11 protein-coding genes are annotated in these 14,162 nt (G+C 66.9%); 5 read left to right on the forward strand and 6 right to left on the reverse strand.

What is annotated here, in order from left to right; all coding sequences use genetic code 11:
• A partial coding sequence (locus ACIBG8_RS53860; RefSeq protein ID WP_397351228.1) for a thioesterase domain-containing protein occupies nt 1–1,120 on the forward strand: 1,120 nt, incomplete at its 5' end.
• 290 nt (nt 1,121–1,410) lie between these two features.
• On the opposite strand, the gene ACIBG8_RS53865 is transcribed toward ACIBG8_RS53860, so the two are convergent.
• The 3 genes from ACIBG8_RS53865 to ACIBG8_RS53875 all read right to left on the reverse strand — a co-directional run bounded on the left by ACIBG8_RS53865 (nt 1,411) and on the right by ACIBG8_RS53875 (nt 5,000).
• Entirely contained in the window at nt 1,411–1,974 is a 564-nt protein-coding gene (locus ACIBG8_RS53865; RefSeq protein WP_397351229.1) for a DUF2637 domain-containing protein, read from the reverse strand.
• The gene (locus tag ACIBG8_RS53870; RefSeq protein WP_397351230.1) at nt 1,967–3,793 is read right to left on the reverse strand and encodes a recombinase family protein; all 1,827 of its coding nucleotides are present in this window, start codon (nt 3,791–3,793) and stop codon (nt 1,967–1,969) included. Before ACIBG8_RS53870 ends, ACIBG8_RS53865 begins: the two co-directional genes overlap by 8 nt.
• Before the next feature lie 181 nt (nt 3,794–3,974).
• On the reverse strand, nt 3,975–5,000 hold the full coding sequence (locus tag ACIBG8_RS53875) for a DNA-methyltransferase (protein WP_397351231.1): 1,026 nt from the start codon (nt 4,998–5,000) through the stop codon (nt 3,975–3,977).
• A gap of 301 nt (nt 5,001–5,301) precedes the next feature.
• Here ACIBG8_RS53875 and ACIBG8_RS53880 point away from each other — a divergent pair, with 301 nt between their 5' ends.
• The 4 genes from ACIBG8_RS53880 (at nt 5,302) to ACIBG8_RS53895 (ending at nt 10,788) form a co-directional block, all read left to right on the forward strand.
• Nucleotides 5,302–6,525 (forward strand): hypothetical protein, encoded by a 1,224-nt coding sequence (locus ACIBG8_RS53880; protein WP_397351232.1) that lies wholly within the window; start codon nt 5,302–5,304, stop codon nt 6,523–6,525.
• Nucleotides 6,526–6,653: 128 nt separating this feature from the next.
• Nucleotides 6,654–8,084, forward strand: coding sequence for a conjugal transfer protein TrbL family protein (locus tag ACIBG8_RS53885; protein WP_397351233.1), 1,431 nt, complete (start codon nt 6,654–6,656; stop codon nt 8,082–8,084).
• Nucleotides 8,081–9,022, forward strand: coding sequence for a PrgI family protein (locus ACIBG8_RS53890; protein WP_397351234.1), 942 nt, complete (start codon nt 8,081–8,083; stop codon nt 9,020–9,022). Before ACIBG8_RS53885 ends, ACIBG8_RS53890 begins: the two co-directional genes overlap by 4 nt.
• Nucleotides 9,019–10,788: a VirB4 family type IV secretion system protein gene (locus ACIBG8_RS53895; RefSeq protein WP_397351235.1), complete on the forward strand. Its 1,770-nt coding sequence runs from the start codon at nt 9,019–9,021 to the stop codon at nt 10,786–10,788. Before ACIBG8_RS53890 ends, ACIBG8_RS53895 begins: the two co-directional genes overlap by 4 nt.
• A 71-nt stretch (nt 10,789–10,859) precedes the next feature.
• Here ACIBG8_RS53895 and ACIBG8_RS53900 read toward each other — a convergent pair whose 3' ends face one another.
• From ACIBG8_RS53900 to ACIBG8_RS53910, 3 genes are read right to left on the reverse strand one after another with little or no spacing between them, the layout of a single operon-like run.
• Nucleotides 10,860–12,611 carry a hypothetical protein gene (locus ACIBG8_RS53900; protein WP_397351236.1) on the reverse strand — a complete coding sequence of 584 codons (1,752 nt, stop codon included), beginning with the start codon at nt 12,609–12,611 and terminating at the stop codon, nt 10,860–10,862.
• Between the two features lie 44 nt (nt 12,612–12,655).
• Entirely contained in the window at nt 12,656–12,976 is a 321-nt protein-coding gene (locus ACIBG8_RS53905; RefSeq protein WP_397351237.1) for a helix-turn-helix domain-containing protein, read from the reverse strand.
• 25 nt (nt 12,977–13,001) lie between these two features.
• Nucleotides 13,002–14,078, reverse strand: coding sequence for a tyrosine-type recombinase/integrase (locus tag ACIBG8_RS53910; RefSeq protein WP_397351238.1), 1,077 nt, complete (start codon nt 14,076–14,078; stop codon nt 13,002–13,004).
• Between the last annotated feature and the right edge of the window lie 84 nt (nt 14,079–14,162).

A 14,162-nucleotide genomic window follows, 5' to 3' on the forward strand; every position in this document is an offset into this window, starting at 1 on the left:
CGCGGACCTGGCCACCAAGCTACCCGACTACATGGTGCCATCGGCGATCGTATTCCTCGAAGCCCTGCCCCTCACCCCCAACGGCAAACTCGACCACAAAGCACTCCCAGAACCGCAGTTCAGCCGTGGGGAAAGGCGCGTACCACAAACCCCCACCGAGGGGGCGCTTTGCGACCTCTTCGCTGAGGTGCTGGGTGTTCAAGGTGTCGGAGTCGACGACAACTTCTTCGAGCTCGGTGGCCACTCTCTGCTAGCAGCACGACTGGTAACCCGAATCCGCGCCACGCTTAATCACGACTACTCACTTAGAACGCTCTTCGAGGCACCAACACCCGCTCGTATTGCCGAGCTAGCAATACACGGAGTCCATGACAACTCACTCGCTATGATGCTACCCCTGCGGGCCAGCGGAGACCGCAGGACGCTGTTCTGTATACATCCAGCTATTGGCCTTAGCTGGTGCTATGTCGGACTCTTGCCGCATCTCCACCGCGACACACCTATTTTTGGCCTCCAAGCCCAGAGCTTCACTGAGCCGCATGTTGCTCCGAAAGACGTCGACGACCTGGTCACCAACTATCTTGCTGCGATCCGCTCGGTTCAACCGCATGGGCCCTATGCGCTGCTCGGCTGGTCCTTCGGCGGAGTTGTTGCGCATGCCATAGCCATTCGACTCCAGCAGGAGGGTGAGCGCGTCGATTTTCTTGCCATGCTGGATAGCTATCTTCCTTCACACGAATCTCGGCAGGCACCCCTAGACTACGACAATCCGAGAGTTTGGGCAGATCTCGTGGCTTCAATTGGCTTCGACCCCGCCGGTCCAGGAAGTCCGCTTGGTGAGCTTGGAAATGATGGCTTCACTGCGCTGCGTAAAGCCTTCGTCGATGCGTCGAATCTCCGTGCTTCTCACAATCCGGAAACTTTTGAGGGTGACGTCGTATTTTTCTCAGCTGACGGACAACTCGAAAATAATCCCACAGATTGGGCGCCCTATATCACCGGGAGCATCGAGGTCCACAACATCGCCTGTTCGCACGGGTCGATGACGGAACCTGGACCGATGGCTGAAATTGGGCCAATTGTCGCAGCTCGCCTAAATTCACGAATATACACAGAGTAGGAAAGAATTGGATATGGCCTTTCCTGTAGACATAAGAAAGGCCACCGCTCCCCGCGTAGCGATCGAGCATCAACAGAACGGAATGGCTTGTTCCCTATTTCCTCGCAAGATTTACGGGACGCGCCCCAAGGCCACCCTGGCAACGGAATGATCTTGAGGGGAGGTCGCGAGGCTCTTCCCGGATGGCGAGCCGAGTTACAAACACTACGCCCCGACTCCATCTCGCCCGCCCGCGCCACCACGTTCCCTGACCCGACACGACGAGGTGGCAGGATGAGACGATCTCCCCCTTACCCGAGCTCGCCTGTCAGTCCTGCGTTCTTGATCCAGCGACCCCAGCGAGCACTTCTTGAGAACTCCGTCGCGATCGCCTTCCCGGATGGGAGAGCCCCGTCGGGAAGACGATTCGCCTGGGCCCACCGCCAGGCGGACCTATGGAGATCCATGACGTTGTGATCGTGCAGGCGATTGTGGACTGGAGCTGCCCCGTCTTCGCTCTCTACTGGTAGCTCTTCCAGATCAGCGAGCTCCGCTATAGTCCCGTCATCTGTCGAAGTTACTGAGACTCGACGGATCTGCGCCATGAGCAGCTCGTAGCTTCCGATCAGAGCCGCCGAGGGCCACGCGGCGATGACGCGGCCGATCACGCTGGGCTCTGCGACGGCGACGTTCGCTCCAAGGCTGCCCAAGCTGCCGACGATCAAGAGGGTCCAAGCCAGCGCCCCACCCCGGGAGCCGTACCGATTGGCCAGGAGGATGGACATTGACGCAACCACGATGGTCCCATCGACCGCGAGCGGGATGAGCACCGCTGCGAGGTGGTCTTCACCGTGGCGAAGGCAGAGTTCATGCATGTGGCGGAAGGATACGACTCCGGCGATCCCCGCCAAGAGTGCAACGCCTGCGATAGTCGTCGCCTGGATATGCCACACGGAGGACGTCTTGGGAGCCATGGTTACTCCCCATCCAGGCCGATGTCTTCGCAGGCCAGCCGGGCATAGTGTTTTGGTTCAAGTCCCCCCTCGGACACAATTTGGTACATGATCGCCTGAGCTGAGCTCGGGCGATTACTGTTTTCCGGCCCGGGTCGTAGGTCATACGAAGGCCGAGCTGCTCATACACGTCGGCCTTGTCTTGCGGGTCAGCGCTGCGGAGCAGCCTTCTCAGGTCGCCGAGTCGCGTTGCCATGGCGGCGATCTCCTCCTCTGTGAGCCTCTTCGGGATCTTGCTGGTGGCCTGGTCCAGGCGCATCTGTTCGACCTTTCGCTTGGCTTCTGTCTCGGTGATCCAACCGGCGACCACCACGGGATCGGTTCCTGCGTCCAGAGCCGCGCGGTAGCCGGCCAGTTTGCGCTCACACTCGGTGACGGAGTCTCGGGCAGCCTGGACCGCCGCCAACCGGTGATCGTTGGCGAGTTGGGCGTCGGCCATTTCGCGAACCGTGTCTGCGAAATGGGCAGGGTCGAAGGCGGTGGCCAGCCACTCGTCGAGCGGCTCGATGATGAGCTCTTCGCGCACGTAGACCGAGCGAGGGTGTTCCACGCTGTTGGCCTGCGCGTACTCCTTCGGGAACACACACCGATAGTGCGGCTTGCCGTTGTTCCAGCTCCCTTGCATGCGGCGCTCACAGACGCCGCAGAAGAGCAGCCCCTTGAAGATGTAACAACGGGATGTCCGGCGAGGCTTGCGCCCTTCAGCGGCGGTTCTGGGTGCTACGAGTAGTGCTTGAGCCTGCGCGAAGAGCCCCTCTTCGACCAGCGCTTCATGCATGACCTTCTCCGACCAGATCCAGTCCTCCTGATCGTTCCAGCGGAGCTTGGTTACGTGGCCGAGCGCCACATCGTTGACGTCGATCAGGACTTCGTCCTTGTGCTGGCGGTTCCAGACCTGCATCCCTGTGTAACGAGGGTTGAGCAGGATTGCGCGCACCGCGGCCTTGGACCAGGCGATCCCGCTCCGGTGGGAGTTGCGAGCCCGGTCATACGCCGACGGGCACAGGATCCCGTCGCGGGTGAGCCCTTCGGCGATCGCCAGCAACCCTCGACCTGCGACGAACTCCGCGAAGATTCGCCCCACCACAGGTGCTGTGATCGGGTCCGGGTCCAGCCGGTGCAGCCGCTTGCCGTCAGCGGCTTTGGACGGGTTGGGGTGCGGTCCGGCGTCCGCGAGGCGATAGCCGTACGGCGGGCGTCCTCCGAGATAGCGGCCTTCCACCTGGGCCTGTGTCGCCATTGCCGTACGAACCCTGGTCTTGATCCGGTTCCGCTCGCCTCTACTGATCCCGCCGTACATCGACATGATCAGCTCGTGCGCCTCGTTCACCGGGTCGATCGGGCCACCAACCTCCGGCACCCAGAGCTCCACCCCGTAGTGCTCGAACAGCGGGAAGGTCAGGCCGAACTGGTTTCCGTAGAAGGCGCGCTGCGGCTCGCCGACGACGACGGCCGAAAAGGCCCTGTCGGGGTTGGCCAGCTCGCCAAGCAGCAAGGCGGCCTGGGGCCGACGCATCGGCGGGATCGAACGCGACTTGTCCACGTCGAAGAACTCCGCAACGATCCTGCCGCCGCGCGGCACCACGAGTGCTTTGGCGCGGCTGATCTGCCACGCGCGCGATGCCTCGGGATCCTGCCGGTCCTCTGTGGAGCATCGACCCCAGAACGCCAAGTCAATCAACTAGCTCTCCTCTCTGAGTTGCTCGTAGGCCTTGAGCAGGATCCGCAGGAGTGCCGCTGCCGCCCCTGGCGTCAGGCACGGCGGCTCATCCGGTACGGCTACCCGGACCTGCTTCTCGGGCCCTGCAGCGTACGTCTCTGAACCGGATTCGGGAGGCCCTGAGCAGGCCCTTTGTGGCTGTTCAGACACCTTCCGCTTCTTCCGCGCCAAGGTCTGCCGCGGCAGCCACGATGCGTGCCCTTGCAAGATCGCAGAACGCTTCGCTGAGCTCGATGCCGATGAACTGCCGTTCCAGTTGCCGGGCGGCAAGGGCGGTGGTTGCCGCTCCGGCAAAGGGGTCGAGGACGGTGCCGCCGGGGCGGCAGCCGGCGGCAATGGCGCGGAGCGGGATGTCGATGGGGAATGCCGCGAAGTGTGCCGCCTTGAGTGGCCGGGTGGAGATGGACCAGACGTCGCCGGGGTTTCTGCCGTAGGGGTGTGCGGTGGCATGCCGCCGTCCGGTGGGCAGCATGGCCGTGCCATGGTTCTTGCCGCAGAAGGTGTCGTCGTCTGGTTGGTATTTGCCGTCTGGGGGCCAGGGGGTCTTGATGCTGTTGGGCTTGTTGCCGCCGTCGCGGGCGCGGCGGGACAGCGGCCGGTCTCCGGTGTACGGCTCGCGGATGGCGTCCAGGTCGAACCAGTAGCGGCGTTGCTTGACGAGCAGGAAGATCAGCTCGTAGCGGGTGGAGACGCGGTCCAGGATCGATTGCGGCATGGCGTTGGGCTTGTGCCAGACGATGGCGTTGCGCAGGATCCAACCGTCCTGCTGGAGGGCGAAGGCCACTCGCCACGGCATGCCGAGCAGATTCTTCGGGGGCACCTCCAGGCGGGAGCGCGGCCGTATGAGTGGTTGGCGCGTGTTGTGGTCGCTCCCTCGCGCCCAGCCGTCGGAGTTGGCGGCGTAGCAGTCGCCGACGTTGAGCCACAGGGTTCCGTCGTCGGCCAGCACCCTGCGCGCCTCGGAGAAGGTGGCACGGAGGGTCTCGACGTACTCAGTGGGCGTCGCCTCCTGGCCGTACTGACCAGGGATGCCGTAGTCACGGAGGCCGTAGTAGGGCGGGCTGGTGACGATGCAGTCTGCCGCCCCTGCGGGCATCGCGGCGAGTACTGCCTGGGCGTCGCCGAGGTGGAGGGTGGCGTGCCCGTTGGACCAATAGGGGCTGTTCACGGCGCGCACCTCCAGGTGGAGATGGCGTAAGTCGTGGCGTTGATGGTGGTCATCGCCAGTTGGGGCGGGCCTCAGATCCGCAGCGTCCCCGCGAGCCAGTAGCCGCGGATGGCGCATGTTCAGCGGAACAAGCAGCTCTGGCGAGCCTCAAGCGGGGTGACTTTGATCTTTGGCGCCAGAGCTGTGCTCAAGGTCGCTGAAAATGCGTTTGGGCTGCTCAAGGTCACCGCCAGAGGGTCGCCAGAGGTGACTTCTACACCGGGTTGCGAGACAGAAATTCCTCTCGCAGTGGAGCAACCCGATGAGTACCGACCTTCACGAGACGACCGTCACGGATCGCTCGCCGCTGGACGTGGCCGAGCATGTGTTCCAGCTCGTCGCCTGCGCTCCCGGCGGCTTGGCCGTGGACGGCAAGGCGCTCTCCAGCGAGCTGCCGAGACGGCTGATCCTGCTGACGGAGCTGCGCGATCTGCTGACCTCCCGTCGCCTCTCGCACGCCACCCATGACGCCATCTGGCGCGACCTCGTCATCCGCGCCCGGCAGGACGGGGCGCAGTGGCTGGTTGGTGCCGTCGGTGTTGCGGTGCCGGCGCTGCGTGGGATCGCCGGACGTGTCTGCCGGGGTTACGTCGCTGGGGAGCCGGTGGACATCGACACCGAGATCCTCACCGCCTTCCTTGAGGCCGTACGGACGACCGACATCGAACGGCCCAACCTCCTTCCGCGCATGTGCGATGCCGCCTTCCGTGCCGGAGAGCGGGCACGCCAGATTGCTGAGTCGGACGTCGCTCGCAAGATCTTCGACAACGCTTCCAAAGCACCCGCTGCGCCGTGGGGGCATCCGGATCTCGTCCTGGCTGACGCGGTCTCCAAGGGAATCGTGAGCGAGCTGGATGCTGAGCTGATCGGTCGTACGCGGCTGGAGCAGCGCACGCTCGCGGACGTCGCCGGCGAGCTTGGGCTCACCGTTGAGGCGGCCAAGAAGCGGCGGCAGCGGTGCGAGCCGATCCTCGTCGACGCGCTTCTCAAAGGGGAAGTCGAGGCTGCGCTGTCCCTAACGATCACTCCTGCCGCCCCTAGAAGGGTGGAAGAGACTTCCGCGCGGAGCCGGATCACCTCAGATCCGCAGCCCATCACCACCACCGCATCGAAGGGAGGCTGGGGCAGCCCCACCGGCTCCGCGCGGATCCGCTTCATCCACAGCCTGTGGGTGGCGGCAGTCGTTGCCGTAGTCCTCATCTGTACGGCTTCCGCCGTACTAGCAGAAGCGCCAGCGGCAAACGCTGCGGTGCCGAGCGACCTCAACACTGTCTTCGACAACATCCGGAACTGGCTGATCGGCCTGCTTGCCGCTCTTGCCACGCTGATGCTCACGATCGGCGGGCTGCGGTACCTGGTTGCCGGTGGCGATCCGGGCGAGGTTCAGAAGGCCAAGGCGGCACTGAAGGCTGCCGCGTTCGGTTATGGGCTCGCCATCCTGGCGCCGCTGTTCGTGAACGTGCTCAAGCGCATCGTGGGCGCGTGATTGCCATGACCGCTCCCATTTCCGCTCTGGCAATCGGCAAGGTAGTCACGATTGCCGCACGCGCCGTGCCAGTTCCGAACCCCTCGCCGAGCCCGACCGCCCCAGGTTCCGGGTTGCCGTGGGGGTCGGTGCCTCCGGTACCCGGGGTCAGTCTCGGAATCGGGGACTGGATCACCGGTCAGATCAACGCCTGGTTCGCCAACCTCGTCGCGCTGGCGATCAAGCCGCTGCTGGAGGTTCTGGCTTCGACCTTGCTGGCCACTCCGGACTTCTCGGCCAGCGGGCGTGTATTCGACCTGTGGAAGGCGACGGCGGCCATCGCGAACTCCGGGTTCGTGCTGCTCGCCACTATCGGCGCAATCACCGCGATGGGGCACCAGACGGTCCAGACCCGGTATGCGGTCAAGGAGGTCCTGCCGCGGCTCGGCCTGGCCATCCTGGCCGCGAACGCGAGCTTCCTGATCTGCGGCAAGATCGTCGAGGTTGCCAACGCCCTGTCGCAGGCGTTGCTCGGGCAGGGCTTCGATGCCCAGCGTGCGGTGACGTCGATCCGGCTGCTCATCGTGCCGCCGGGCAACAACCAGATCTTCTACATCCTGCTCGCGCTGGTCGCGGTCATCCTGCTGATCCTGCTGCTGGTCACCTTCGTTCTACGAGCGGCGCTGGTGCTACTCCTGGTGGTGTCCGCGCCGCTCGCGATGGCCTGCCACGCGTTGCCGCACACCGACGGGATCGCCCGGTTCTGGTGGCGGGCCTTCGCTGGGTTGCTCCTCATTCAGGTTGCCCAGTCGCTCACGCTAGTGCTGGCCGTACGGATCTTCTTCAACCAGGACGGCCGCGCCCTGCTCGGCGTCGCCCCCACCGGCCAGCTGGTCAACCTGATGCTGGCCATCTGTCTGCTGATCATCCTGGTGCGTATCCCGACGTGGATCTCTCGTCAGATCTTCGTCCAAGGTGGTCGCGGCTCGATGATCACGCGGCTCGTGAAGACAGCCGTGGCCTACAAGCTGGCCGCGCCTGTGCTGAGCGCACTGCACCTCGGCAGAGGAGGAGGGCGCAGTCCGGTCAAACCACGAGCAGTTGTAACCGGCACCGTCATTCCGGGCGCCATCGGTAGTCCCGTCCCCACGGCTACCTTGGCGGCTCTCGGTGGACCTGGACCGGTCAAACACGCACCAGTCGCAGCCCGCAAGCCCGTACGGGCGGAGGACTGGGAACCAGCGCCCGCCAAGCATGCACCGACCGCACCGGCGATCCAGGGCAAGTACCGGCCCACCCCGCGACCGCAGCAACCGGTCAAGCCCACCACTCCGGTCTACGGCTATCCGCGCGAGTCCTACTACGCCAACGGCCCCGCCGGCCTCGGCCAGATGGGCGCCCTCCGCAACAATCCCCGCCTGGCCATCGAGCCACCACGAACCCAGCGGCCCGTTCGGCCGATCGTGCCGCCCAACGCGCCGATCCCGGGACAGATCGAGTGGCCGGAGAATCGCGGCACCCCTCCCAGACGGCCGCCTCGTCCCCGTCCGCGCAAGCCGCGCGGAGGTGACGCCAAATGACCTGGACCGACTCCGTCGCCCGCATCCCCGCCGACGTCGAGCAGCCCGACAAGATCATCGGCTCGTTCACCGCGCGGCAGGCCGCCATCCTCGGCGGCACCGGGCTGCTGCTCTACACCGCCTACATGGCCATCGGCGACCGCGTGCCCCTCGCCGTCTGCGCCGTGATCGCTCTGCCCGTCGCAGTCGTCGGGATCCTCCTGGCGATCGGCCAGCACGACGGCGTCTCCCTCGACCGCTACCTGCTGGCCGCCCTGCGTCACCAGCACGCGCCCAAGCACCTGGTCTCCGTCCCCGAGGACATCCCCATGCCACCCACCTGGATCGCCGCCACCGCCGGACCCCATCCGGCACCGCTCAAACTGCCCGCCCGAGGAGTGGCCGGAGACGGCCTGATCGACCTGGGACCGGACGGCGTCGCCGCCATCGCCGAGGTCTCCACCGTCAGTTTCGCCCTACGTACTCCGGACGAACAGGACGCCCTCGTCGCCGTCTTCGGCCGCTGGCTCAACTCCTTGTCCGGCCCTGCGCAGATCCTCGTCCGCGCCGAACGCGTAGACCTGTCCGAGACGGTCGCCGCGCTGGAGGACAACGCCCGCCAACTCCCCCACCCCGCCCTGGCCGGAGCCGCGCTCGAACACGCCGACTTCCTCGCCGACCTGTCAGCCCGCCACGACCTACTGCGCCGCCAAGTCCTGCTCATCATCCGCGAACCCGCAGTCGGCACCAACGGACGCGACGCCGCAGCAGCCCGAGCCCTACGCCGCCTCGACGAAGCCTCCCGAATCCTGGGCGCCTGCGGCATCACCACCAAGCTCCTGGACGCCCGCGCCGTCGGCTCCCTGCTGGCCACCTGCTTCGACCCGTCCGCTCCGGCCTTGCCCGATGAGGAGATCGCCCTACCCGGTGAGGTCATCAGCCGAGGAGGCCAGTGGTGAAGATCCGACTCCCCCGACGCAACCAGCAGACCGCTAGCGGCTTCGGCCCCGATGTCGTCCAGGTGGAAGCGCGCCGACTTCGCATCGGCGAAGGCGTCTGCGCCACCCTGGCCGTCACCGGCTACCCCCGCGAGGTCGCACCCGGCTGGCTGGAGCCGCTGCTCACCTACCCCGGTCGTCTCGACGTCTCGCTCCACGTCGAACCCGTCCCCTCGCTGGTGGCCACTGACAGGCTGCGCAAGCAACTCGCCCGGCTGGAATCCGGTCTGCGCTCCGACCACGAGCACGGCTGCCTCCTCGACCCCGGCCGCGAAGCCGCCGCCGAGGACGCCCAGGACCTGGCCTCCCGCCTCGCTCGTGGCCAGGCCAAACTGTTCCGCGCCTCGATCTACCTCACAGTGCACGCCACCAGCACCGAGGAACTGGACGACGCCTGTGCCCAAGTACGCGCCCTGGCCGCCTCCCTGCTACTCGACGCTCGCCAGGTTGCGTTCCGCCAGTTGCAGGGGTGGGTCTCCTCCTTGCCTCTGGCGTACGACAACCTCGCCATGCGCCGCACCTTCGACACCCCGGCCCTGGCCTCAGCGTTCCCCTTCACCAGCCCCGACCTGACCACGGAACTCGGCTCCACAGCCGTGCTGTACGGCGCCAACACCTCCAGCGCCTCGCTGGTCGCCTGGGACCGCTTCGCCCAGGACAACCACAACTCGGTGATCCTGGCCCGTTCAGGCAGCGGCAAGAGCTATCTGGCCAAGCTGGAAGCGCTCCGCTCGCTCTATGCAGGCATCGAGGTCGCCGTCATCGACCCCGAAGACGAATACGCCCGGCTCGCGAACGCTGTCGGCGGCGCTTACATTCACCTCGGCGCCCCCAAGGTCCGTCTCAATCCGCTCGATCTGCCACCCAAGAACCAGCGCGGCGACGACCCCCTCACCCGTCGAGCCCTGTTCCTGCACACCCTGATCGCGGTCATGCTCGGCGAACCCCTCGGCAACGCGGGCAAGGCGACACTCGACCACGCCATCCTCGCCACCTACCGCCAAGCCGGAATCACCCAAGACCCCAAGACCTGGAACCGCCGCCCGCCCCTGCTGCGCGACCTCACCAAGGTCCTCAGCGAAGACCCCCAAGGCAAAGACCTAGCCGCCGGACTCGCCCCCTACGTCACCGGAAGCCATCGCCAGCTCTTCGATGGCCCGACGACGACGCGTCCCGACTCCCACCTGATCGTGTTCTCTCTGCGGGATCTGCCTGACGAGCTCAAGGCCGTCGGCACCCTCCTCACGTTGGATGCCGTCTGGCGGCGCGTCTCCGACCCTTTCAACCGCCGTCCCCGCCTGGTCGTGGTCGACGAGGCGTGGTTGCTCATGAAGGACCCCGAGGGTGCCAAGTTCCTGCTGCGCATGGCCAAGGCAGCTCGCAAGCACTGGGCCGGTCTTTCCGTCGTCACTCAGGACGCCGCTGATCTCCTCGGTACGGAGATGGGCCAGGCGATCGTCGCCAACTCCACCACCCAGATCTTGCTCCGTCAGGCACCCCAGGCCATCGACAAGGTCACTGAAGCCTTCCGCCTGTCCGACGGCGAGCGCCAGCTGCTGCTCTCGGCGGAGCGCGGCACCGGACTGCTCACAGCAGGAGTCAGCGGCCAGCGCTGCCCTCTCCAGGTCATCTCCAGCGCCCGCGAACACGACCTCGTCACCGACTTCCCGGGGTTCACGGATTCTGAGGGGTACGACGACGGGAACTCCGGGGGCGAGTCCCTGTGAGGTGGCGTCGTGGATCCCTGGGTTGGCGAACCGGCGGGCATGCGTCGGCCAAGCCAGCAGCCGAAGGCGGGTCAGCTGCCCGGAGCGCGGGCGGGCAGCGTGCGGGGATCGTCGATGCGGTCCAGGGCCGCGGAGTACCGGCAGGAGCCCGCGATCGACAGCCCGAACAGGTCACACAGCGCGCGGACGTCGCCGCCGGTGGCGGTGGCCTCGGCCAGGATGCGGTCCTGGCGGATGAGCTGGCCGGGCATGGTCAGCTGGTGGCGCACCCACCACACGGTGGCCGGGCGCTGGTTGCCGCGGTTGCGCACGTGCAGGAACAGGTGCGGGTTGATCGTGGTGGGCCAGGTCGTGTTGCGGAAGTTCAGGTAGCGGCTCAGGCGCTGGCGGACCGGGTCGGCCAGCAGGATGACCTGGTCGCCGATGTGCAGGCGGCCGTCGCGGATGTCGGTCAGCCGGATCTTGCCGAGCTGGTGGATGCGGACTGCGTGGAAGGCCAGCAGCGCGCTCAGCAGAGCGGTGGCCGGGTTGGTGCTGTCGAGGGCGGCGCGCAGCGCGGCCAGGTCGACCGGGGCCGGGATCGGTTTGTCGGGGGTGGGCGCGCTGATGCGCGCGGTGGGGTTGACGAAGGTCAGCTTGCGGCCTTTGAGGACGCGGAAGATCGAGCGCAGCCCGGTGAGCATGGTGGCGCGTGGCATGCCGCGCGGGGGCAGGACGGCCAGTACGTCGTCGCGTCCGATCTCCCGCAGCGAGGCGTGCCCACTGGCCCAGGTGGTCAGCGCGGGCAAGGCCTCACGCAGCTGAGTGCGGATGGTGGTGTCGGCCCGGGGATGGCAGCGGGGCGGGCTGGCGGAGCCTTCGCGCATGACGGTGAGCCATACCCGCAGCTCGTGGCGCATCGGCTCGGGCAGCGCGGCGGTGTTGACCGCGAACCAGTGCACGATGGCCGGTTCGCGGTCCTCCTGGAGCATCCCGGCCTCGGTCAGCACGTCGGCGACCACGGCGGCGGAGTGTTTGATCCGCGACAGCAGCATCACATCGCTGCGGCGGATGGGCGCGCCGGGAGTGTCCTGAATGCCGAGCATGATCCGGATCGCCCGCTGGATTCTGTCCGCTTTGGCTTTGCTCCAGCCATAGCGGCGGGCATGCTCGCGGACGAACTGGTGGAAAGCCCGCTCCAGCTCCGCGTCCGGCGGCGGCGGGAAGCCGCGGGCGAGCCCGGCTCGCAGGTCCCGGGGCAGCTCGAACAGCACCAACTGGCGATGGGTGACCGGACGCAGCCGGGACATGTCGACCGGGATCGTCTTCTTGCGGTAGGGGCGGCGGCCATGGCCTTGCTGATGCCACATGCCGGAGGCAGCCAGGAACAGCTGCTGGCCGCTGCGGTGCGCCTCGAAGCAGACAGCGCGCAGGCGGCGCCCTTCCCGGTGGGCGAGCATGATGCGGTTCTTGCGACACAGCCGACACAGCCGCTCATCATCCAGGGCGACCTGCAGGCCGCATCCTGCGCAGATGCCGCGCTGGGAGCTGTGTTCGCGCCAGGACTTGCAGCCCGCGCACAACCAGCCATAGGTGCGGGTGACGCCCCAGCCCAGACAGTCGCGACAGGAGTCGACGAGGAAGGAGACGACGCCGCGGCCGTCAGCACCACGGCCGGGGTGCAACAGCCGCCAGGCCGGCGACTTCTCTCCTGGGGCGTGGGTGTGGCAGCGGGCACACAGCCCGGAGGTGTAGTAGTCCCGCCTCGACCCGCAGTAGCGGCACGGCGGCGGGGTCACCGGACCGCCCGGCCAGCACTCGAAACAGCACGGAATCTCCCGCATCGCCGGGGGCCGCAGCCCGCAACTCCGACACATCCGGGGTCCGCTCACAGCGGCGGCGCTGATCGATTGCGGCCCAGCCGCGGCTGCCACGCAGAGTGCCCCTGGCCCGCCGTGGCCTGCTCGGTCCGCGGCTTGCGGGCGGCGACCGCCTCCGGCTCGCAGATCAGCAGCTCGGCCGGGGTGCATGCCAACACCGCGCACAGCACCTCCAGATCGTCCAGCCGGATGGTGGTCGGCGTGCTCGTCCACAGCGCCGACATCTTCCCCGCACTGATCTCCAACCCGGCCTCGGCCAGCATCCTGCGCATCTGGGTGGACTTCCAGATGCCGCGCTCGGCCGCCTTCATCCGCAGGTTCCAGCGCATCGCCGTACTCCTCTCACCGTCCCCGTCACTGTCCCAGCCGCTGCGCGGTCCGCTGGTTGGCCCGCTCCCAGGCGCGCTCGATGTGATCGGCGTGCACATGGATGTATCCGGTCGTGGTCGACAGCCACTCATGGCCGAGCAGTTCCTGGATCGCCTTGAGGTCCATGCCACGCCCATACAGCGACGAGGCGCAGAAATGCCGGAGCGTGTGCGGTGTCAGCCGGGACTGCCAGGACGGCAGCCACCGCGCCACCGCGGCAGCCAGCCCATCACGCAACGCCTGGTCTCCGGCCCGCCCGCACCGGCCGGTCAGCCGATCACGCCGCTCGCTGGGCAACAGCGGCGCCTCCGGATCGGACCAGTCCTGGCCGAACTGGTGGCGCACGTCGCTCAGCCACCACTCCAGCAGCACATCCACCTCGTTGATCGCCGGGATCAGGCGGCTCTTGGGGCCACGGCCCCGGCTGCCCTTGCCGAACCGGACGTGGATCTTCCCGTGCTCTCCCAGGTCACGCCGCCAGTCGCGGATATCGAGCCGGTAGGTTTCGGCGATCCGCAGTCCGGCCCGGCGCCACAACGAGGCGGCCAGATAGTCACGCGCAGCCGGGAGATACTTGCGCGCCCCGGGCAACCACTGCCGCCAGCCGGCGAACAGGCCCTCCACTTCCTCGTCGCTGGGCGGGATGCGCGGTGTCCCGTAGTCGGCCTTGGCCGGCCGGTTGAAGTCATCGATCGGCTGGCTGACCACGCATCCGGTCAGCGCGTGCACATCGCCCTGATAGCGGGTGAGCACGAAGTCGAAGAAGTGGCCGATCGCCCAGGCCTTCTGCTGCACCGTCAGCCGGGCCCGGCCCAGTTCCTTGCGCTGGTGAGCCAGGAAGGCGTCGGCGTCATGCGGCTGAGCGGCCCAGATCGGGCGGCCGATGAACCGGATGAACTCAAACAGCACCGACCGCTCGTTACGGACCGTGCTGTCATGCATCCCGGCCGCGGAGGCGGCCAGCAGGTACTGATCGACGAGTTCCTGCTCGAACTCCTCCAGCTCCTCGACGCTCTGCAGCCGTCGAGCGGTTCCGAGCGACCGCACCACCGCCAGGCCCATCAGGGCTCCCGTTCGCGACCCCCGACGAATCGATGTGAATACCCGAAAGCGTTCGGGAATCCCGACGAACCGTCAAGGTCCCAT

The organism is Nonomuraea sp. NPDC050556 (assembly GCF_044457355.1).
In the GTDB taxonomy this organism is placed as follows: Bacteria; Actinomycetota; Actinomycetes; order Streptosporangiales; family Streptosporangiaceae; genus Nonomuraea.

Excerpts from the sequence above, each read along its gene's own strand:
- ACIBG8_RS53865 (WP_397351229.1), bottom strand. The coding sequence starts at position 1,974 with ATGCATGAACTCTGCCTTCGCCACGGTGAAGACCACCTCGCAGCGGTG.
- ACIBG8_RS53880 (WP_397351232.1), top strand. The coding sequence starts at position 5,302 with ATGAGTACCGACCTTCACGAGACGACCGTCACGGATCGCTCGCCGCTG.
- ACIBG8_RS53890 (WP_397351234.1), top strand. The coding sequence starts at position 8,081 with ATGACCTGGACCGACTCCGTCGCCCGCATCCCCGCCGACGTCGAGCAG.
- ACIBG8_RS53900 (WP_397351236.1), bottom strand. The coding sequence starts at position 12,611 with ATGCGGGAGATTCCGTGCTGTTTCGAGTGCTGGCCGGGCGGTCCGGTG.
- ACIBG8_RS53905 (WP_397351237.1), bottom strand. The coding sequence starts at position 12,976 with ATGCGCTGGAACCTGCGGATGAAGGCGGCCGAGCGCGGCATCTGGAAG.
- ACIBG8_RS53910 (WP_397351238.1), bottom strand. The coding sequence starts at position 14,078 with ATGGGCCTGGCGGTGGTGCGGTCGCTCGGAACCGCTCGACGGCTGCAG.